Source organism: Candidatus Neomarinimicrobiota bacterium, from assembly GCA_016784545.1.
Taxonomy (GTDB): Bacteria; Fidelibacterota; UBA8477; order UBA8477; family JABMPR01; genus JABMPR01.
Map to the genome: position 1 here is coordinate 28,944 of JADHUM010000028.1, position 19,282 is coordinate 48,225.

20 protein-coding genes and 1 tRNA gene are annotated in these 19,282 nt (G+C 44.6%); 20 read left to right on the plus strand and 1 reads right to left on the minus strand.

Translation table 11 applies throughout. From position 1 onward, the window contains the following. Window positions 1–512 precede the first annotated feature (512 nt). The 19 genes from ISR87_07960 to ISR87_08050 all read left to right on the plus strand — a co-directional run bounded on the left by ISR87_07960 (window position 513) and on the right by ISR87_08050 (window position 16,566). Window positions 513–1,502 carry a PAS domain S-box protein gene (locus ISR87_07960; protein ID MBL7025378.1) on the plus strand — a complete coding sequence of 330 codons (990 nt, stop codon included), beginning with the start codon at window positions 513–515 and terminating at the stop codon, window positions 1,500–1,502. Continuing rightward, a complete protein-coding gene (locus ISR87_07965) occupies window positions 1,502–2,149 on the plus strand; it encodes a response regulator transcription factor (GenBank protein MBL7025379.1) in 648 nt (215 codons plus the stop codon). The genes ISR87_07960 and ISR87_07965 overlap by 1 nt, the downstream gene beginning before the upstream one ends. A gap of 177 nt (window positions 2,150–2,326) precedes the next feature. Beyond that, complete coding sequence (folB, locus tag ISR87_07970; protein MBL7025380.1) at window positions 2,327–2,692, plus strand: dihydroneopterin aldolase; 366 nt, start codon at window positions 2,327–2,329, stop codon at window positions 2,690–2,692. Then, window positions 2,689–3,192 (plus strand): 2-amino-4-hydroxy-6-hydroxymethyldihydropteridine diphosphokinase, encoded by a 504-nt coding sequence (folK, locus tag ISR87_07975; GenBank protein ID MBL7025381.1) that lies wholly within the window; start codon window positions 2,689–2,691, stop codon window positions 3,190–3,192. The genes folB and folK overlap by 4 nt, the downstream gene beginning before the upstream one ends. After that, on the plus strand, window positions 3,189–3,827 hold the full coding sequence (locus ISR87_07980) for a deoxynucleoside kinase (protein MBL7025382.1): 639 nt from the start codon (window positions 3,189–3,191) through the stop codon (window positions 3,825–3,827). The genes folK and ISR87_07980 overlap by 4 nt, the downstream gene beginning before the upstream one ends. A gap of 3 nt (window positions 3,828–3,830) precedes the next feature. Next, a complete protein-coding gene (locus ISR87_07985; protein MBL7025383.1) occupies window positions 3,831–4,016 on the plus strand; it encodes a hypothetical protein in 186 nt (61 codons plus the stop codon). Between the two features lie 105 nt (window positions 4,017–4,121). Then, a complete protein-coding gene (locus tag ISR87_07990) occupies window positions 4,122–4,541 on the plus strand; it encodes an ATP-binding protein (protein MBL7025384.1) in 420 nt (139 codons plus the stop codon). Next, complete coding sequence (locus ISR87_07995) at window positions 4,538–5,140, plus strand: hypothetical protein (protein MBL7025385.1); 603 nt, start codon at window positions 4,538–4,540, stop codon at window positions 5,138–5,140. Before ISR87_07990 ends, ISR87_07995 begins: the two co-directional genes overlap by 4 nt. Beyond that, entirely contained in the window at window positions 5,137–5,865 is a 729-nt protein-coding gene (locus ISR87_08000) for a 16S rRNA (uracil(1498)-N(3))-methyltransferase (GenBank protein MBL7025386.1), read from the plus strand. The genes ISR87_07995 and ISR87_08000 overlap by 4 nt, the downstream gene beginning before the upstream one ends. Before the next feature lie 18 nt (window positions 5,866–5,883). Next, window positions 5,884–6,228, plus strand: a complete 345-nt coding sequence (locus ISR87_08005) for a histidine triad nucleotide-binding protein (protein MBL7025387.1) — start codon at window positions 5,884–5,886, stop codon at window positions 6,226–6,228. 69 nt (window positions 6,229–6,297) lie between these two features. Further along, entirely contained in the window at window positions 6,298–9,819 is a 3,522-nt protein-coding gene (gene smc / locus ISR87_08010) for a chromosome segregation protein SMC (GenBank protein ID MBL7025388.1), read from the plus strand. Continuing rightward, window positions 9,797–11,149, plus strand: a complete 1,353-nt coding sequence (locus ISR87_08015) for a GWxTD domain-containing protein (GenBank protein MBL7025389.1) — start codon at window positions 9,797–9,799, stop codon at window positions 11,147–11,149. The genes smc and ISR87_08015 overlap by 23 nt, the downstream gene beginning before the upstream one ends. Window positions 11,150–11,168: 19 nt before the next feature. Further along, complete coding sequence (locus ISR87_08020; GenBank protein MBL7025390.1) at window positions 11,169–12,041, plus strand: ROK family protein; 873 nt, start codon at window positions 11,169–11,171, stop codon at window positions 12,039–12,041. Window positions 12,042–12,062: 21 nt separating this feature from the next. Further along, complete coding sequence (locus tag ISR87_08025) at window positions 12,063–12,794, plus strand: ComF family protein (GenBank protein ID MBL7025391.1); 732 nt, start codon at window positions 12,063–12,065, stop codon at window positions 12,792–12,794. Between the two features lie 107 nt (window positions 12,795–12,901). Next, complete coding sequence (locus ISR87_08030; protein ID MBL7025392.1) at window positions 12,902–14,086, plus strand: class II fructose-bisphosphate aldolase; 1,185 nt, start codon at window positions 12,902–12,904, stop codon at window positions 14,084–14,086. Between the two features lie 22 nt (window positions 14,087–14,108). Continuing rightward, on the plus strand, window positions 14,109–15,314 hold the full coding sequence (locus tag ISR87_08035; GenBank protein MBL7025393.1) for a phosphoglycerate kinase: 1,206 nt from the start codon (window positions 14,109–14,111) through the stop codon (window positions 15,312–15,314). Then, entirely contained in the window at window positions 15,315–16,082 is a 768-nt protein-coding gene (locus ISR87_08040) for a triose-phosphate isomerase (GenBank protein MBL7025394.1), read from the plus strand. A gap of 9 nt (window positions 16,083–16,091) precedes the next feature. Continuing rightward, complete coding sequence (gene secG, locus ISR87_08045) at window positions 16,092–16,475, plus strand: preprotein translocase subunit SecG (GenBank protein ID MBL7025395.1); 384 nt, start codon at window positions 16,092–16,094, stop codon at window positions 16,473–16,475. Window positions 16,476–16,482: 7 nt separating this feature from the next. Beyond that, window positions 16,483–16,566 (plus strand) — tRNA-Leu (locus ISR87_08050). A gap of 189 nt (window positions 16,567–16,755) precedes the next feature. Here ISR87_08050 and ISR87_08055 read toward each other — a convergent pair. Then, entirely contained in the window at window positions 16,756–17,424 is a 669-nt protein-coding gene (locus ISR87_08055) for a helix-turn-helix transcriptional regulator (GenBank protein ID MBL7025396.1), read from the minus strand. A 428-nt stretch (window positions 17,425–17,852) separates the two neighbouring features. Between ISR87_08055 and ISR87_08060 the strand changes: the two genes are divergently transcribed. After that, on the plus strand, window positions 17,853–19,088 hold the full coding sequence (locus ISR87_08060; GenBank protein ID MBL7025397.1) for a tetratricopeptide repeat protein: 1,236 nt from the start codon (window positions 17,853–17,855) through the stop codon (window positions 19,086–19,088). Window positions 19,089–19,282: the final 194 nt, after the last annotated feature.

Here is a 19,282-nt window from a genome sequence, read left to right on the forward strand (position 1 = left end):
AGTTATAAGTTCATGATATCCGTCGTGTCTTGCTCCGGGCGCTGAAAGGTGAAAGCCGATGGAGGATATTCACCAGCTCTCGATTCTTGAGTTACAACTTTTCTGCAATCTGCAATCTGCAATCTGCAATCGTTAATCGAAATTCGATATTCTAATGCATTGAGGATAGGGTATAGGGGGCTGAGTCGTTGCGCCAAGCCATGAGCTCCATAATAGCGAGATTATATTCAACTCACCAACTCACCAACTCACCAGCTCTCCGATCTCGTAGGCGAAGTGCTCATCTCCACCGAAGCTGATATTTTTTAAAAGTTTTTCATGTGCCCTATGCGCCGGTAAACATTGTTGCTCATTGAACGGAGCACCTTATCTTCAGGCAAAGCAAACCATAAATGAAGTGAAGGATTTGACTCATCAACGCTCAAGATCCAAAGAAAAAATCCAAACTCACTGAGGGTGAAGAGAATTATCACCGGGTCATAGATCTGGCCCGAGAGGGTATCGCCATTCATGTGGATGAGAAGATCGTCTTTGTAAATCGTCGTTTAATTGAAATGTTGGGATATGAAAATGCTTCAGATCTTTTGGGAAAATCCATTACAGATCTGGTAGAACCTATACGCCGGGAAATTTCAAAGCAGCTGGAAGCAACCATGATTGCCCAAAGTGATGATCTGTTTTCCATAGAGGATGTTTACGAATGTAAAAATGGACAATTACTCCCTGTGGAAGTTTCAGCCATAGCTATTCGGTATCAAGGATCCCCAGCTATTCAAATCACTGCCAGAGATATTTCTGAACGCAAAAAAGTTGAAGCTGAGATTTGGGAGTACCAGGATATGCTTAAGCGCCTGTCCTCTGACCTCATCCTGGCTGAAGAAGCACAGCGTCGCCATCTGGCCATCGTGCTCCATGATCATCTCGGTCAGAGTCTGGCCATGGCCAAGATAAAAATGGCCGGGCTGCTCAACGCCATCAAGGATCCTGATCTCCAGGCAAAACTGAAGGCCATAAACACCGATATCGCAGATGCCGTCAAACAAACTCGTTCTATTACATACGAACTAAGCCCACCTGTTCTCCACGAATTGGGGCTGGTTGAAGCTCTGGAATGGAGATTGGAAAAAGTAAAATTAGAAAACAACATTGTAACTTCATATAAGCACAATCTAAAGAATATCAGATTACGGAGTGAACAGGAAGTCATACTCTTCCGCTCCGTGGACGAGATATTAAAAAATGTTGTCAAGCATTCTGGTGCCACAAATGTATCTATCACAGCAGATGCAACTCGCTATTCATTTTCTGTGTGCGTAGCAGACAATGGCAAGGGCTTTGACACATCCATTCTCACACCAGAACAGCGCCCATCAGATAGTTTTGGTTTATTTAGCATAAAAGAAAGAATTGAATATCTTGGAGGAGTTCTTGACATTCAATCTGAACAAGGGGGTGGAACCATGGTTATCTTGAACGTTCCTGTCTCACTGGAGGGTATCTAATGGCTGTAAATATTATTTTAGCAGATGATCACGCTTTATTTAGAGAAGGTTTGTTGTCCATTCTCAATGATGAGCTTGGTTTCAATGTAGTAGCTCAGGCTGAGAATGGTCGTGAGGTTGTAAAATTAGCCCGCAAAATGGAAGTTGATGTCATCGTCATGGATATCGCCATGCCAGAACTCAACGGTATTGAGGCGACCAGCCAGGTCCTTCATGATAACCCGGATATGAAGGTCATAGCGCTTTCCATGCATTCAGATCGACACTTTGTTCAGGGGATGCTCAAAGCCGGCGCTAAGGGGTATTTATTGAAGGATTGTGCAGGAGGTGAACTCATCAAGGCCGTCCGGGAGGTCCTGCAGGATCGCTATTACATCAGCGAGGAAATATCCACCAGCGTACTCAATGATTATGTAGGCAAGCTTGTGGATGAAGGGAACGAAGTCTCTGAACTCACCAGTCGTGAAAAGGAAGTCTTGCAGCTTATCGCTGAGGGAAAATCAACCCAGGATATAGCAGATACGCTTTTCATCAGCGTGAAAACGGTTGAAGCCCATCGTGTTAAAATAAAAACAAAACTGAAATTGAACTCCATTCCAGAACTCACAAAATATGCAATTCGAGAAGGCTTGACCTCCTTAGAATAGTATGGGGTGGTTTTTGGATTGAGTCACAAATATTTTCAGGTATCTGACCCGCTCCTCGACCAAAATTATATCCAATTCAGATTCCGCAATATCTCTCAACACTTTTTGATGAGCTAATTTACATGCTTACATGAAAGCCATTTGTAATTTTACATTAGCTAAGTAGATTTCCATGCTATGGGAATTCTAACCATCAAAAACCTTGTTTTTTACGGCTATCACGGAGTCCAGGATTTCGAAAAGGAGCTCGGTGGTCGCTTTGAAGTGGATATAAAAATTCGATATCCCTTCAGTCGCTGTTCTACTGAAGACACCCTTCATAAAGCCGTTGATTACCAACAAGTGTATGGCGTGGTCAAGGATATGGTTACAGGTCGAAAGTATCACCTTATCGAAACATTGGCGGATCACATTGCAGAAGCCCTTGTTGATCAATTTGACGTAGAGGAAATGACGGTGGTCGTCCGTAAAAAGAAGGTACCCATCGATGCAGTTTTAGACTATGTGGAAGTGGAAGTGACCCGTCGGGGTAGACAGACATGACGCAGGTTCTCGTTAGCATTGGCTCCAATAAAAATAATCCGCAGCGTCAAATTGAATTAGCATTCACCAGATTACAAGAGCGTTTCAAAAATGCCATCATGAGTCCCCTTTATCTCACCGAACCGGTTGGGGGTATTCCCCAGGATGCGTTTATCAATGCCGCGATAAAATTGGACACACAACTCAATGCCCATGAATTGCTTCATATCCTCATGGATATAGAGCATCAAGCTCATCGGAATAGAGATACTGACATACCGAACGGTCCCAGAAATCTGGATCTTGATATTATTTTGTTTGGAGATGAAATTTTGTCTGAATCTGATCTGGAGATCCCACATCCACGCTTTAGAGTCAGGCGTTTTGTGCTTGAACCAATGTGTGATATAGCCCCGGAGGTTATCGATCCTGTGAGCAAAAACTCCATCTCCCAACTCCTGGCCGCATGTGCAGATAATAACTGGGTTAAAGATCTTGAAGTGGAACTATTGGCTCAATGAGAAACCTCTACCATATTGCTATTGAAGGGGTCATCGGGGTTGGCAAAACCAGTCTTGCAAAACGCCTCTCAAAACACCTGGATGCCCGGCTGGTCCTGGAAGAGTTTGAGGAAAATCCTTTCCTTTCCAATTTTTACGGTGACCGCCGGCGCTATGCCTTCCAGACCCAGTTATTTTTTCTTTTAAGCCGGTATCGTCAATTCCAGGATCTGAGACAAACTGAGTTATTCTCAAAATTACTCATTACCGATTATATGTTCCAGAAGGATCGCCTCTTTGCCTATCTCAATCTGGATGAGAATGAAATGAGTCTCTACGACAAAATTGCCAGCATGATGGAAGAAACCATCACCCATCCAGACCTGGTTATCTATCTGCAAGCTGATACTGATCGCTTACTATACAATATCCGCAAACGAGGTCGAGATTTCGAATCCAACATTAATAGCGACTACATTGTGGCCTTAAATCAGGTTTATAATGAGTACTTTTTTCGTTATAAGGGGTCTCCACTCCTGATAATCAATGCCACTGATATAGATTTCGTGAACGATGAAGATGACCTGTCAGACCTCCTGGAAACCATCCGCCAACCCATAGAAGGCACCAAATTTTACAACCCCATCAAAAGGTAACCCATGCGATATCTGATCATATTTGCTCTCGCCTATTTTGCATTTAAAACAGTCAGAAATATGTTGAGTAACATAAAGATCGTAAATCGGGACAGCGTGCAAATCAATGATCAGGAGAGTGAATCATCCCCACGACTAAAGGTTGATGAATCTGACATTGAAGATGCTGACTTCAAAGAGGTCGAGTAACTCCCTAATCTCTACAATACATCCCTCTCAAACTGTATTTGTATTTATTGTTGAACATACTTGTCGTCAGGCTCAATTTATCTTATAATTCGGGCCGTGAGTAGTATGAGCAAAAAACAAGTTTTCGATCATTTTCTGGCCATCCCTTCAGATCTTACACAAATTGAAAGAGTTCAGGATTTTGCAAGCAACGTCTTGAGCAGAACCGATTACCCCCCTGAAACTCGGCAGGACATTATTTTAGCGCTCCAAGAGGGTGTTAATAATGCGATTAAACATGGAAATGGAAATGATTCAGATCATGATGTAGCCATCAAGATGACCCTCTATGATTCCCATCTGGAGTTGCGGATTCGTGACAAGGGGATGGGTTTTGACAGAGATTGTCTGGAAGACCCCACGACTCCTGAACAACGCATGCGCTGTAATGGACGTGGCCTGCTCTTTATGGAAAACTACATGGATGAGATTTGTTTTGTGCGCACTACGGGTTATCACGAACTCAAGATGATTCGCTATCGATGAAAGTTTCCTGGAAACTTCTTTCACTCCTTTCACTAAGTTTTGGTCTTCTCTGGGCTCAGCCTGGTGAATCCCCGCGTTATAAAACCATGGGATTTGATATGGAGATTCTCAGCTATGGTGGTAGTCTTGGTGGATTCTATAGCTACCATACCAGTGAAGCCTTGAGTCTGGATCTTGAATTGGATTGGTCTCTGGTTGAGAGCAATGATACCTACAATTATATTGATTACTACGGTCGACCCGTCTCAATAAACAACCGCAACCTTAGCTTTGTAAAACTGATGCCCGGTATTACATGGCTTCCATTTATCGAGACCATGCATCCTTCCTTTCAAATTGGTAGCTTTATCTCAGCCGGACCAGTCTGGTCGCTGAATACTGCTGACGATCAGGACTTTATAGATAGATGGGGAAAGGTTGAGAGTGATTTTGCTCCTCTGTTTCGTGGGGGAGTCCACATACGTATCCTGACAGGGCAAGGAGGTTCATATACTTTCAGAATAGGTTATGACTATGCCTCTTTTGACAAGATCATTGACACCCGTCAGACATATAAGGGTCTTTTCCTCCAAGCTGGAATGGAGTTTCTCCACCGGTGATCACCGGTGAACAAGTTTTTCTGCCGGCATTTAAAAGCGGGCAAACTCACCTCAAATTAGAAGGTACCGAATTTCACCATCTCATCCGCGTTCGCCGTTTTGTTAGAGGTGATGAAATTTGGGTGGTCAATGGAGCTGGAAGCGCTGCTCGAGCCACTTTGGACTCTATCGGAGATTCTTCCCTGGACCTCCAGGTTCTGGAAGAACAGCAGAATCGGGGGGAGCTGGGAATACATCTGATACTGGCTGTGGCAAACTTGAAGGGGGACCATCTCAATCTTATTGTTGAGAAGGCAACTGAGTTGGGCGTAAATGAAATCATCCCACTGCTTACTGACCATACCATCAAAAAAGGCGTCAACAAAAAACGCCTGGAGCGTATTGCCATATCAGCCATGAAGCAAAGCAGACGATCAAGATGTCCCAAAATTCACGATCTGACACCCTTCCCAACTGCTGCACAAAACCTATCAGAGGGAGTGCACTTATTTTGTTATGGGTCAGATTCCAGCACTCCCATAGTGCCATCCATCCAGAAAATGAAGTCGTCAATTCCCATGGTCATCTGGATTGGTCCTGAGGGAGATTGGTCAAAGGATGAAATTGATTTAGCATCCATTTCCGACTATACTTTCACGGGTCTGGGTCCCAGACGCTTACGTGCTGAAACAGCAGCCATTCACGCAGTCGGATTGGTGTCGGCACTTCAACAGGATCCTGTATAACCCCCGTAAGGAGGAGATGTGGCACAAGATTGTATTTTCTGTAAAATTATTGCTGGAGATATACCGGCAACCCTACTGTATGAGGATGATGATATTCTCGCATTCAATGACATCAGCCCTCAAGCACCAACACACATTTTAGTCATTCCCAGGAGACATATCACCGGCCCATCCGCATTGACAGATGCTGATCAAGCGCTCACTGGCAAACTGGTGAAAAAGGGAACAGAACTTGCCGCAGAGGCTGGTCTGGATGATGGATATCGCCTGGTGATGAACAATGGCGAAGAAGCAGGACAGACTGTTTTTCATCTGCACCTCCACGTTTTAGGCGGTCGAGCAATGACCTGGCCTCCTGGCTAAACAAAACATAATTTAGGTCTCACTTGAGACTGTTTTCCCCGTAGCATTTATTGGAGATAGAAACACTGCATGTATATATCTGACCTTGAGATAAAGGGATTCAAATCCTTCGCTGAACCGACCAAGCTCAAATTTGCCGAAGGCTTGACCTGCATTGTGGGTCCCAATGGCTGTGGAAAAACCAATGTGGTAGACGCAATCCGTTGGGTTATGGGTGAGCAAAAAAGTTCAGTTCTCCGTAGCCAGAACATGCACGACGTCATCTTCAGTGGTACCACCAAACGCAAACCTGTCAACTATGCTGAAGTTTCGCTTACCATTCATAATGATCGTGGTTTGCTGCCTGTGGAGTACACTGATGTGGTTCTCACCCGGCGGGTGTTCCGCGATGGTGCCAGTGAATTCTTTATTAATAAAAATGCCTGTCGTTTAAAGGATATTCACAATCTCTTTGTGGATACAGGGATGGGATCCGATGCCTACTCAGTTATTGAGCTCAAAATGGTTGAATCCATTCTCAGTGAGAGCAAGGAAGAGCGTCGCCGCCTGATTGAAGAAGCTTCAGGGATAAATAAATACAAACAACAACGCCGCTTGTCCATGCGTCGCCTTGATTCTACAGAAATAGATTTAAATCGGGTAAATGATATCATCAATGAAGTCGAAAAAAGTGTAGGCAGTCTGAGAAGACAACTTGCCAAGTATAAACGCTTCGACCGTGTTCAGGGCCAGTTGAAAGATGATGAAATTTCCCTGGCTGTGTATGAACGTTCCCAGCTCCTCGAAAAGTTGGCCCCTATTAAGCAGAGAATTGCCCAGCTGAAGGATGGCTATGGTGCTAGTGGTGAGGAAGTCAGCCTGGAAGAGAACCGGGTGGAGGAAGCCAAAGAACAGCTCCTGCTCATCGAAACTGAGCATGGGGAGCAGCAGGAAAAAGTAAACGTCAGCAATACCAACCGGATCAACATTGAACAAACTCTGTTGATTGCCGAGGAGAAAATTGCCAGTGCCACGACTGCTCTGGATCGCATTCGTGTTGAACAACATACCCTGGCAGAACGTGAAGAATCTTCTCACACCCTCCAGTCTGAGCTCAGTAATGAAAAGGCTCATATTCAACCCCGTATTGATGAAGCCAAAGCCAAAGACGATGTCTTAAAAGCAGCCTTCGAAGCGGCAGTAGATGAATATCGCAAAGCGAAGACTGAACATGATATTCAAAACCAGAAACACATGGATCTGTTAAACAGACTTAGTGATCTCAACCACCAGAAGAGCCACCAGGAAGCGGCGCTTACTCAGCATAGAAGCAGTATCGAACATCTCAAGGCCAAGCAGGAACGTCTCACTAAATCTCAGGCTGAATATCGACAAGAATTGGATCTGGTGGCCTCGGATTTCAAAGATGCCGAAACCCAGTATAAAACACTGGAGTCCAGGGTGGCTGAGTTGGAGACAAGTTTTCAGGAGATGCAGAACAAGTTGAACGAAACCCGGGAAACCCTGGCGAAAAAGCGGGGTCGCCGCGTCAGTATTGAGAATCAACTCAACTTTTATGAAGAATTGATGGAATCGGGGGAAGGTTACTCCGGCGGTGTGAGAAAATTGCTTAGTGAAGATATTGCAGCCCTGGGTATTCTAGGGACTGTGGCTGATCTCCTGACTGTGGATGAGCGTTACGAAAAGGCCATCCAGACCGCTTTGGGTCCATTGGCTGAAGCCTTGGTTACCAGTGATCGCAAATCTGCCATGAAGGCCATTCAATCCTTAAAAGATCAGAAATCGGGTTCAGCAACTTTTTTACCCCTGGAACCTATTTTAAAAACCAAACCGAAAAGTACTGCCCCTCTGACTGGGAAGAATATTATCGGCGCTGCAATTGACTTTGTGACTCCCAAACCTGGGTACGAGGGGCTGGCTCAGCTGCTTCTCAGAGATGTCACTCTTGTTGAAGACAATTATGAGGTTGACTGGAAAAATATTAGTGGACGAGCTGTGAGTGTGGATGGAACGCTCTATGACACTTTTGGCCTGGTTAAAGGTGGTTCTGGCGGTGAAGGGGAAGACACCATCATCGGACGTAAGGATCGAATCCAGCGACTCCGCAAGCAATTCTCAACCCTGGTGGATGAAATTCAAGAGCATAGCGATGCCGTTGAAAAGGTTCATGAACAGATTGGGAGTATGGAGCGCGAATTAAGAACCAGCAAAGCATCCCGTGACGACCAGCGTCAAATTCTCCTGGAAGTTGAACGTAAAAGTTCTAGAGCTCAATATGGTATCAATTCAACAGAAGCGGATACCAAGAGTGTGGATCAGGAGATTGGTGAATTGGTCCAGGCCATAAAAGATGCCGAAGGACGTATCGCTTCATTCGCTCCCCAACTGGCTGAAGCTGAATCAGAAAGAATTAGTACCGAATCTCAAATTAGTGAGATGGAAACATCCTTACAGACCCTGCTGAGTCAGCGAGATCAAACCAGTGAAGATGCACAAGCAGGTCGCCTGGAACATGTTAACCTTAGCAACGAGGAAAGGAACCTGGACACACGACTGACCAGTGTTTCCGAGACGCTGAAGGACATTGCCACCAGGAAACTGGGTTTGGAGGAAGAAAAACTCAAACACGAAGAGACCCTTAGAACCAATCGCGGAACCAAAGAAACGGAAAAAAATCATCTGGCTAAGGTTAAGTCCATGCTACAGCAGGACAGGGAAGGCCTTGTGGGACTCGCTGGCAAAGTGCAGGTCAAACGTCAAGCTTTAAACGAGTTGGAATTGCGTCTGAGGGATCATCACCACAAACGCGAAGCTGCTGCTGATGAATTACGAGAATTATCGGTTTCTGGAGCCAATCTTGAAGCTCGCCAACAACATATTGTGGAGCGGGTACAAGAGAAATATCAGAGTGAATTGCCCCATGAACTTGATCTTTCTGAATTTGATCAGGAACAGGTTGAAAAACGTATTCGTCGGAGCCAAAAATTTATTGAAGATCTTGGACCTATCAACATGGCGGTGCAGGATGAGTTTGATACTGAACAGGGGCGACTCAATTTTCTAAAAGAGCAGCAGGCCGATCTTTTGGAAGCCAAAACCAGCTTACTTGAAACTATTTCCAAATTGGATAGAATTGCCAGACAACAATTCCGTGAAACTTTCGGGCAAATCCAGGAGCACTTTAAAGGCACTTTCCAGATGTTATTTGATGGCGGTGAAGCCGCACTGCTCCTCGAGAATCCAGACGATATTCTGGAAAGTGATATTATCATCAAAGCAACTCCCCGTGGCAAGAAAACCCAGAATCTTAAGATGTTATCTGCAGGAGAAAAAGCCCTGACAGCAATTGCCCTACTGTTTGCCATTTATCAGGTTAAACCCAGTCCATACTGCGTTCTGGATGAGGTTGATGCACCTCTGGACGATAGAAATATCCGAAAGTATACCAAGATGTTGGAGCATTTTACGACCAACACTCAATTCATCGTTATTACCCATAACAAACTTACCATGGAAGCGGCCAAGTTTTTATATGGCGTCACCATGGAAGAGGAAGGAGTGTCCCGCCTTGTTTCAGTCCAGTTTACCTAAAAGGCTTATCACATTACTCCTGCTATCACTTGCTGCGTTGTATGCCCAGGATGAAGCCAAAACAGATTTTAAGGTGTCATTGGATTATTCCCGCTTTTCAATTGAAGGCGGTGTCTATCTGGATGTATACCTAATGATTCCCCAATCAATTTTTACCTTCATTGAGGTTGAAGATGGATGGGAAGCTAGCGTGGTGATCCAAACCGCCCTGATTCAGGATGATATTGTGCCCTACGATCCAGATCGCTGGACTCGCACCTATCGGGCTCCTGATAAAAAGTCCATTGCAAACTTGACCTGGGTACCGGATATCAGCAAATTCTATGTTGAACCAGGAGATTACACACTTCAGGTGACTATGGTAGATGTCCACTCAAAGAAGCAGCAGACCATGCGGAGACCCATTTCACTGAATCTCTATCCCAAGGATGAATTATCCATCTCGGATATTACCATCGCTTCACAGGTGGTGGAGGCTAAGACGGAAAACGAATTCACCAGATACGGTTATGATGTGGTCCCCAATGCTCAGAGAACCTTTTCTGCTACAGCTCCCATGATGTATTATTTCTTTGAGGCTTACGGTCTGTCTGGGACAGGTGTTTATGATTTGCACACCCAGATTCTTTCACTAAACGGTGATGTTGTGCAGGATTTTCCAGTTAGTAACAAGAAAATGCCTGGCACTTCTGTCGTGGAGTGGGGGGGCATCAATACAGCTGGGTTGGGTTCCGGGATATACAAACTGGCCGTTGAAATCTCAGACGGAGTGACGAAGCAAACAACAAATCAGAAGCGAACTTTTTACGTCCTCAGGGAAACAGCCAGCCAACAGAACGAACCCGAACAAAAACAGGATTATGCCGGTTTAAGTCGCGTCCAGTTGGATGATATATACAAAGTGGTAAGTATCGTTATGGATAAAAATGAGAAACGCCTCTACGAAAATTCAGATGAGGTTGGGAAGAGATCCGTATTGACCACTTTCTGGGAGCGCAGAGATCCTGATCCAGAGACTGCTGTTAATGAGTTTAAAGTTCAATTTTATCAACGAGTCCAGTTGGCCAACAGGGATTTTGGCTCTGACGCAGACAGTGGCTGGAAAACGGATAGAGGGCGTATTCTGATAAAATATGGACCTCCCAGCAATATCGAAAATCAACAATCTTCCCTTGAAGAAAAACCATGGATTACCTGGCAGTATTACGAGATAGAGGGTGGGGTATATTTCATTTTTGTCGATCGCACTGGCTATGGTAGTTTTCAGCTGGTACACTCTGATGCAAGGGATGAGGTTCAGGATGCTGATTGGGAAAGATTTCTTAAATAGTTAGGTGGATTTGCAGAAAATGAAAGTGCGTGCAGGAGTTGATATTGGGGGAACCAAGGTTCGAATTGGACTTGTGGGAGAGCAGGGTGAATTACTCCTGCTCCTGGATAAAATTGCCATGTCTAAATTTGAACAGGGCGACGAACTTATGCTGGTCATCTCGAAAACCATCAAAGCGTGCATCGCTGACCACCCTGATTATGAATTGATCGGTGTAGGGGTCGGAGCACCTGGCCCATTGAATGATACCCATACGAGTGTCATGGAAACACCCAATACCCCTGTTATTCAAAATTATCCATTGGTGGCTCGTCTTCAAGCCCATTTTGATGTTCCAGTCAAGATGAATAATGATGCCAATGTGTTTGTACTGGGTGAGGCTATCTCAGGTGCAGGCAAGGGTGAAGCATATGTATATGGAATTACTCTGGGAACCGGCTATGGTCATGGATTTGTCTGGGATGGCAGGATTCTAAGTGGAGCCCATGGCACGGCAACTGAATATGGTTTAGCACCCTATGAAGATGGGACCTTTGAAGACTATGCCTGTGGGCCCGCACTGGAGCGTAACTATGAGAGTATTTCCGGTGAATCCATAACTGGGATTCAAATTTTCAAACTGGCTCAGGAAGGGGACGCCAATGCGCTGGCTGCCTGGAGTCTTTTAGGAAGATCTGTTGGACATTCCCTGGTTTATGTGACTCACTTACTGGACCCTGGAATTATCGTTATTGGTGGTTCTCTGGCAGCTGGATATGAGTTTTTTATTGATTCCCTCCGAGAAGTTGTGGATGCCCACTTATTCGAAAATCAACGGGGGAAGCTAAGAATTGAACCCGCAGAGTTGGGAGATGCAGCACCTATTATAGGCGCAGCACTACTCATCAGCTAGCGCACTCAACCTGGTAATCATTTGGAAAATGTAAAACCCATACAATTTTCTCCTCATTTGATTACTGACATCCTCAAAGACTTATATACGGGCATTATCGACCTGATTTATCCACCCCTCTGCCTGATTTGTGATGATCGACTGGAGCTTGGAGAAATAGAAATATGTCCTCAATGCCTGGACAAATTCAAGCTCATTGGCATCCCGCATGAGCATTTTTCGGTTCCTGGAGATATTCATATAGCAAAGGCATGGGCTCTTTTTGAATTCGATGAGGCCTTCCAACAACTAATTCATCATTTAAAATACTCAAGACGTCGAAAACCCATTGGAGTCGTATTGAATCACTACAAGTCTCAGATTTTGGATCAACTTCCTGAAGATGAGATTGATTTAGTGATTTCCATACCCCTCCATCCCCGCAAGTTTCGTGAGCGCGGGTATAATCAGGTCGATGATATGAGCCGATGGCTTGCTGAACGATTGAACACCAAGCTGGGTAATCACCTCGTGAAACGGACAAAATATACATCAACTCAGACAAAACTAAACGCTGAGGAGCGGGTGGAGAATGTCCGAGCAGCCTTTGGGGTCACAGATGAATCTGCCCTTATAGACAAACATGTTTTATTGGTGGATGATGTCTTGACCACAGGAGCCACATCCAACACGCTCGCTGGTGTTTTGAAAGAATATGGAGCCAGGAAAATTGACCTGGTCACCCTCTCCACTCCCCAATTCGGGAATGCTTGACTTGGTCTGATTTTTGTAGTAACTGTGCCTTGAGTTACTAGAAATATTACGAGTTGAATAAGTTAAATAGTAACAATAGTTTTTAACATAGATTTGGAGATTCAGGCATGAAACCTTACAACACCCCACCAAAATTAAACACCTCAAGGAGATTTTCAGATAACCTAACCAGTGCCCATGCACTAACGCTCAAGGCCAAGCTGGGTGAAAAAGGTAATTCTAAGGGTACATCATACGCGCTGCCTGCTTTTAATATTACCACTATTCAGGGTATCAATGCCGCCTTTGATGCATTTGAAACCTTGGGATCTTCAGGTGTGCTCGCGCTTTCAAATAGCGCTCTAAAACATTTTGGTGCTGGTGATGCCATCACCGGTCTGGAAGTTGCCGCAACCTATATCGAATCCCGCGCCAAGAGATCCAGTGTGCAGATTGCCACCCATCTCGATCATGGTGATTATACCTCTGAAGGTGGACGGAAGGTTGTCCAGGGTGCTGTTCAGCATCTGACCAGTGTCATGGCAGATAACTCCACTGATCATGTCAACAAGTGCGCCCGTTCTCTGGAAGAGAACATTGGCTTTACTCGTGAAGTTGTGAATATGGCTCACCCTCTTGGTGTTTCTGTAGAAGGTGAACTGGGTGTTCTGGCTGGCGAGGAAGACGAAGACACCAAATCTGAGATTTCCACCTACACCAACCCTGATGATTTTGAGCAATTTATAACTGAGACCGGTGTTCTCATGATTGCACCAACAATTGGTACCATGCATGGACCAAACAAAGGCAAACCCGGTACCAAGGTAAAACTGAACATCGAGCTTGCTCATGAACTACTCAAAATTGCTGATCGCATACAGCCCGAAACCATCTTCGTTGCCCATGGCGCTTCTACACTCTATCCTGAAGTGGTGGAATACGCTGTTGAACAACTCGGAGCGCTGGGTTCCACCATGTCCGATAAATATGGTCAGACCTGGAAGAATTTTGTGGGGACGGACTGGGAACAGATTCAGGGACTCATTGGAGCTGGATTTGCCAAAATCAATACAGACACTGAGAATCGCCAAACCTTTCTCAGCGCTTTACTGGGTGCCGTAAATGAGAATGCAGCCAAGGTAGATATACGCTGGTATGATAATAAGACGACAGAAGCTCTCACACAGAGCTATTTGGTCAAATTGATCATGGCTGGTAACTACGGCGTCTGGCATGAGCCAAAAATCAACGTAGATAAATACACCTTTGATTTACACCTTGCTCTTGCTGATGTATTGAAAAACGCCAAGTAAGTAACAGCCTTTAGGAAGCATCATGATGCCGAAACATGTAAAAGACCTGGTACTTAAAGGGAAAAAAGTCTTCGTCAGAACTGACTACAATGTTCCCCTGGATAGTGATGGTCAGGTAACAGATGATTTTAGAATACGTTCTTCTTTGCCAACCATTGAGTTTTTATTGGAGCAGGGTGCAGCAGTTATCCTGGCCTCTCATCTCGGACGACCCAAGGGGTCGATTATTCCGGAAATGAGTCTGGCTCCTGTAGCCAGGGTTCTTAGTGAATTGGTACAGGCAGAGGTAATCTTTGCCCTGGATTGTGTAGGCCCAGAGGTCGAGGCCTTGGCTGAAAAGCTGCAGGCTGGTCAGATATTATTGCTTGAGAACCTGCGCTTTCATTCTGCAGAAACAGAGAACGACCCTGAATTTTCAAAACAATTGGCTGGACTGGCTGATGTCTATGTAAATGATGCTTTTGGGACGGCTCACAGAGCACACGCTTCAAACGTGGGTATGGCTCAATACTTTGTTGAGAAGGCCGCTGGTTTTCTATTGATGAAAGAGATTGAATTTCTGGTCAGTGCCATTGAAAATCCTGTGCGACCCTTTACTGTGGTCCTGGGTGGATCAAAAGTCAGTGGAAAAATTGATCTTCTAAAGAGACTCGCTGAGGTAGCTGATAATATTCTGATTGGTGGGGGAATGGCCTTTACATTTCTAAGCGCTCCTCCATTGAATCACAATGTGGGTGCTTCTCTTGTAGAAGAGGACAGAATCCAGTTTGCAGCAGATGTAATCAATCTCTGCCTGGAGAAAAAAGTCAATCTTGTGCTACCCTCAGATTGCATTGCTGCAACCGAGTTTTCTGAGACTGCTAAAAGTCAGGAATTGCCCATCCGTGCTCTGGAAGGTGATCTCATGGGACTTGATATTGGTGGAAGAACCGTAAAATCCTTCTCAAGTATTCTGGATGAATCAAAAACTGTTCTCTGGAATGGTCCCATGGGTGTATTTGAAATGGCGCCCTTTGAGAAAGGTACAAAAGCCATAGCACAGAAACTTTGTGAAATTACCAAGCGGGGTGCCACGACCATTGTTGGTGGCGGGGATAGTGCTGCGGCTCTGAGCAAATTTGGATTGGATGAGGGCGTAACTCACATATCCACCGGCGGCGGTGCTTCATTGGAACTTTTAAGTGGTATCTCATTACCAGCTTTTGAAGCTTTGAAAGGAGCTAAATAATTGAAAAGAAATAAGATAGTAGCCGGAAACTGGAAGATGCATTTTGGTCCTCAGGCGGCTGCAGAATATGCTGAATCGCTACGTATTAATATATTGGACACCCATGGGGTGTCGGTTATTTTATGCCCGCCATTTTTGGCATTAAAGTCGGTTTTTGACGTGGTAAATGGTAGTGAGCTCAAAGTAGGCGCCCAGAACATGCATTGGGAAGAAGCAGGAGCTTTTACTGGTGAGATCACGGGTGCGATGATTAAGGAAACCGGTGCTGAATATGTGATCCTGGGACACTCTGAAAGACGTCATGTCTTTGGCGAGTCCGATGATTGGATTAACAAGAAAGTTCACAGGTCTTTGAAAACAGGATTGATTCCCATTTTGTGTGTGGGTGAGAAAATTGAAGAGCGCGAGGCAAACGACACTGAGAAAGTGATCGCCAGACAGCTTAGAGAAGGCCTTAAAGGCTTGTCAAAAGCTGAAATGGATACTGTCATTGTTGCTTATGAGCCAGTCTGGGCAATTGGTACTGGATTGACTGCCTCACCACAACAAGCCGCTGACGTACATGCATTCATTCGTAGTGCTTTGAAAACACTATTTGATGGCGATGTGGCAGAATCCACATGGATTTTATACGGCGGAAGTGTCAAACCTGACAATACACAAGGTTTACTGTCCAATAAGGACATTGATGGCGCTCTGGTAGGTGGAGCAAGTATGACCCTGGAAGCATTCAAGGGGATTATCGACGAAGCCGGAGTCATCAACTAGGAGATACACATGACATTGTTGTACATTATACTGGTTATCATTTCATTATTACTCATGATGGTGATTCTCATGCAATCCAGTAAGGGTGGTGGCTTGGCCGGTACCTTTGGTGGTGGTAACACTGCAAGCGCCCTTTTTGGTGGTGTTGGTGCAGGTAATTTCCTTACCAAATTAACTGGCGGATTAGCTGTCGCCTTCATGGTGATTATTATTCTCATCGGGGTCCTGAATAAGGGTGGCTCGACGGCTCAAACCGATTTCCAGAAAGAATTACAGGAAGAAATGATCGTTCCAGGGACTCAGTTTGAAGCTGCTGCACCTGCTGAATTGGGATTACCTGGTGAAACTGTCACAACTCCTGCTGCCACTGGAGATGCCACAACCGAAGAATAAAATTTTGGCCGAGGTGGTGGAACTGGTAGACACGCTGTCTTGAGGGGGCAGTGAGCTAACGCTTGTGCGGGTTCGAATCCCGCTCTCGGCACAAAAATTCCTCATAAGAGACCTGAGCAATCGGGTCTCTTTCTATTTATAGGAAAGCACCGGACATTGAGATTATCGAAATGTCCAGTCCGGCTATAAAAATGTTAATGCGTCTTAGTACTAAGTATGAATATCAATCGATGGTAGTCTGGGATGGAGGCTTCTACAAGCTCAGCCTTCAGATTCTTAGTTACCGCTTACGAACGTATACAACCTTGTGATAAAAATGAACCGCTTCAGATTTTACGCTGAAATCAGCTGCACCACCCTCATGCCGGGTGAAAAATAAATTATCCTCAGAAAATTGGATCTTCCTGGAGATCAATCGTCCATCACTAAGTCGGGCAATCACATGGTCGCCATTTTTTACACTGGCGGCTGGGGAAATGATCATCACATCACCATACCGCGAATAAGGATCAATAAGCGGATTTTGTTCTTCATCGACAATGATGGAATAGGCCAGTGGATCCTCTACATCAGGGATACCCTTTAAAGCATGCACAGGTTTCTGACTGATGGTGCCGTTTCGCCTGAAAAAATCCGCCTGGCTGCTTTGGCTCCAGGTATAGACTTTAATCGTTTGCCGAATATTTTGTAATGGAACATATGGTCGCAGGTTGCTTTTGTCCTCATCCTGCCATTCAACGGTGATACTATCTTCAGATTTTACAAAACGGACTTGACGACCGGCCAATTGTGCGAGGTGCCTGAGACTATTTTTCCGAGGGATTGTTTTCCCCGTCCGCCAGCGACTTACGGATGAACTTTTTATACCAGTTAGTTTGGCAACTTCGTAGTCAGATAAACCGAGTTCATCAATGGTGTTCAGAGCGAATTCGCGAAAATTATTTTCCATGATTTTAATCTATTGAGGTTGGATTGGTTTAAAAGCAAAATTTCTTTCGATACTTGGTATAAATCTGGCCAATTTCTATTGACCTATCATAATCTAGCAGATTCTCAAGACCCAAAGCCAAATATCCCCTGAGTGAGGTATTATTTTATCATTGAGGCTCACTTGATATGAAATTGTTATTTGGAGTATGTTCAGCTAATTTTACAAATTTACCAGGCAAGCTCAAGGAGCGAGAAATTAGATGGAGAACCTTTGTTTGGCTCAATAAAATCAATGACAAAGGCAAGCTAGTCTACTATATTGCACGCCACTTTAAGGCATGATCTGTTCATATTGAGCAGCCTGTAGAGTGAAAGTGAGTTGAGACTCACTAAGGGAAATGATAAAAACCTTTAAATAGGTTGATGGACTAAAAGGATAATTGGAAGATGAAAAACCTCGCTATTTCTGCACTCATATTTGCCTCATTGTTAGGCCAAGTATTGGCTCAATACCAAGATGAAATTTTGGTAACCCAGGCCCGTGATGCTATCAAAAATTTCAACATTGTGACTGCCGATAGTGCTTATAAGGCTGCTATGAAAGCCGCTCCTGATGAAGATCGCTACAATGAAATTCAAGTAGAATGGAGTATTCTGGAGCAGATTAATGTTCGTTTGACTGATGGTGGTAGAGCTCTGGGCCGCAGTGAATATGACGATGCCTATAAAAAATATGGCGAAGCCATTGCTCAAATGGATGCTTCTCCACTTAAAATCTGGGGTCGCTTCAAGGGTGAGGCACTTTTCAGTATGGGTGTGGTTCATTTTAGACAGGATCAACCCCTAAAAGCTGCTGAAAAATACAGAGAAGCCTCCAAGTTTAATCCTGCTGAGGAAAAGTACGACAAAGCCATTCAACAGGTTCGCAACCAGCATTATTCTGAGGGTCATAAATTCCTGAGACGCAAGGACTATGAGTCAGCTCGTATGGAATACGAAAAATCAGTTGCAGTAGATCCTACATTCGCCAGTGGCTATTATCAATTGGCCTATATTGCCAAAAGAGCTGGAAATTTAAAAGTAGCTGAAGGATATTACCTTGAAGCAGTTACCAATGATGCTACTCACTATAAAGCCTGGTACGGTCTGGGAAATCTTTACTATGGAATGGGGAATAACCCCAAGGCTATTGAGACTCTGAAAAACTCAATATCCATCAATCCAAAATATGAAAAAGCTTATTATTCGCTGGGGCAAGTCTACGAGAGTCAAAAAAGTAGTGCGCTTGCCATCGCAAATCTGAAAAGTGCAATTGAGATTGATAAAAAATATTCATTGGCTTATGAACTTCTGGCAAGGATTTATATTGATCAAGAGAAGTATGATACTACCATTGCTCTATTAAGAGGTCTTACCGGGACAACGGTAACTGACATAACAGCCTATCACTTAGCCCAGGCATATAATGCCACGGGAAACTATTCTGCTGCTCTCACTGCCTCCTCAACTTCATTGGCCAAGGCCAAGAAGAAAAATTGGGCACCTGCACAAGTTGAAAAAGGTGATGCCTTACGGGGTTTAGGTCGCAACAAAGAAGCTATTGCCTCATACCGCCTGGCCCTGGAAGACGCAAGATGGGAGAGTTTAGCTCAACATCGCATTGATGAGATCATGAAGGGATAATGGCTGAATAGCTGATTAACTCTGATCAAAATTTTTAAGGGCTGTCCAAGGGATGGCCCTTTTTTTATCGTGTGCCGTGCATGGTTAATAACTAGGTGGTGCAAGTCCACTGTGGAGGATTGTAGTTTCCAACCACTAGTCGAGAGCAAGGGTGTCGTGGGTGACTGCGAATCTGAAGGAAGCTTAAGACAAAT